This window comes from Fredinandcohnia onubensis, from assembly GCF_002734285.1.
In the GTDB taxonomy this organism is placed as follows: domain Bacteria; phylum Bacillota; class Bacilli; order Bacillales; family Bacillaceae_L; genus Ferdinandcohnia; species Ferdinandcohnia onubensis_A.
Genome location: NZ_NSEA01000037.1, coordinates 1 through 2,161 on the forward strand (window position 1 = coordinate 1; position 2,161 = coordinate 2,161).

A 2,161-nucleotide genomic window follows, 5' to 3' on the forward strand; every position below is an offset into this window, starting at 1 on the left:
GGGGTTGTCCGAAAAGTCATTGAAAAATGACTTTTGAGGATAGCCCCTCATTTTTTGTTTTTGGATATTACTTATAAAAGGGTTGTTGATTTCCGCTGCAGGTTACTCGCTTTCCGCGGGCGGTCCGGGAGCCTCCTCGTCGCAAGCTCCTGCGGGGTCTCCCCTGGCCACGCTTTTCCCGCAGGAGTCTTGTACCTTCCGCTCCAATCAACAAGGTTTCATTATTCAGTAATATTAGTATTAAAATTTTCTAAAAAAACACACAAAAAAATCATCCTTTTTAGTAAAATGAAGTTACGACACAACATTACTGAAAGGATGATTCTTTATGAGCAATCAATTGATTACTAAAGATAATTATAACATGGAGATGTCTTTATTTCCAGAGTGTGAAGAAGAGGAACAAGTATGTCAAAACACTGAAACCCAGAAAAGCAATAAACCAAAAGAGCCTAACCCTCGTAAGTTAGCCCCTACTTTCAAACCCTACAATAATCGTCAAGTTCATATGATTTATGATATTGAATCTCTCATTTCAGAACATCACGAAGCTCGTGTAGTAGACGAAATGGTTGAGTCAATCCCTGATGAAAAACTATTTTCGTACTATGTAGGTGGTGGCAGGAGTCCCTACCATCCTAAATTGATGCTTAAAATTATTCTTTTTGGCTATTCCCAAAAGGTTTATTCCTGCCGTGGAATCGCCAAATTAACAGAGGAAAATATCCCAGCTATGTGGTTGACAGCGATGCAACAACCAGATTTTCGTACTATTAATGAGTTCCGCGGTGGACGGATGAAAGATTTAATGGATGAACTATTTGAAGCTATGATTCGCAAATTGATTGAAGAGAACTACATATCATTCGAAAATTACTTTTTGGATGGCACCAAGATTGAAGCCAATGCCAACAAGTATAGTTTTGTATGGAAACGGGCCACTTCAAAATTCGAAGAGAAGTTAAAAGAAAAAATAAAAGAAACACTTCAGCATATCCATAAACTAACACAATCAGAAACTCAACCTGAACAACTATCAACCGATCAAGAACAAGAAATTACCGAACAAGAATTAATAGAAGTTGCGGAGGAATTAGAGGTAAAGGTTGATGCGCTAACAGAGGTAATTGAAAATGAAATGGATAAAGAAATTCGAAAAGAAAAAAGACAAGAACGCAGTCAATTAAAGAAATCAATCAAACAAATCCGTGAGGATTTCATACCTCGCATGACTAAATATAAGGAACAAAATGAAACGTTCGGTGATCGGAATAGCTATTCGAAAACTGACAAAGATGCCACCTTTATGCGAATGAAAGAAGATCATATGAAAAACGGACAACTTAAGCCAGGGTATAATGTACAAATGGGAACAGAGAATCAGTTTATTTTGTATTATACAATCCATCAACGACCTACAGATACACGCTGTTTTATCCCTCATATGGAGAAACTGGCAGCTTCTTCTCTGCCCATGCCTAAAGTAGTGAGTGCAGATGCAGGATATGGTAGTGAAGAGAATTATGTCTATAGCGTTGGGGAAGAGAAAGAGCAACGATTTGAGTTTCTTATTCCTTATGGGAGCTATGTACAGGAACAAACACGCAAATACAAGAAAGACATTAAAAATGCGAAAAACTGGACCTATGTTGAAGAAGATGACTGTTTTATTTGCCCGAATGGAATGAAGGTAACATTTAAAAAATATCAAAACAAAAAGAATCAGTCTGGCTATGAGCAAAGCTTCAAAATATATGAATGTGAGGATTGTACAGATTGCCCTCTTAAAGCACAATGCACTAAAGCAAAAGGCAATCGACAAGTTCATTGGAATACAATTTTTGAAGAAATGAAAGCAAAGGCCAAAGCAGCCCTTGAATGTGAAGAAAAGACCGCTATCTACGCTCAACGTAAAGTAGAAGTAGAAAGTGTGTTCGGTCACATCAAGGGCAATCGGTCGTTCCGCAGATTTTCATTGAGGGGACTCGACAAAGTGAATGTCGAGTTTGGGATTGTGGCATTAGCCCACAACATACTGAAAGTAGCAGGCATCCGCCAGCTACTTTCAGAGAAAAATCAAACAACTCGAAAAGGCAAGGGAGAAAAACGACTCGTTTTTCTCCCTTGCCTTATTTTTTAGGACTTATGGGACAGCCCCTTT

General features: G+C 38.4%; 1 protein-coding gene. It reads left to right on the forward strand.

The features are described 5' to 3' along the window. The first annotated feature begins 328 nt into the window (after positions 1 to 328). Positions 329 to 2,140, forward strand: coding sequence for an IS1182 family transposase (locus CKJ95_RS22960; protein ID WP_142353973.1), 1,812 nt, complete (start codon positions 329 to 331; stop codon positions 2,138 to 2,140). Positions 2,141 to 2,161 lie beyond the last annotated feature (21 nt).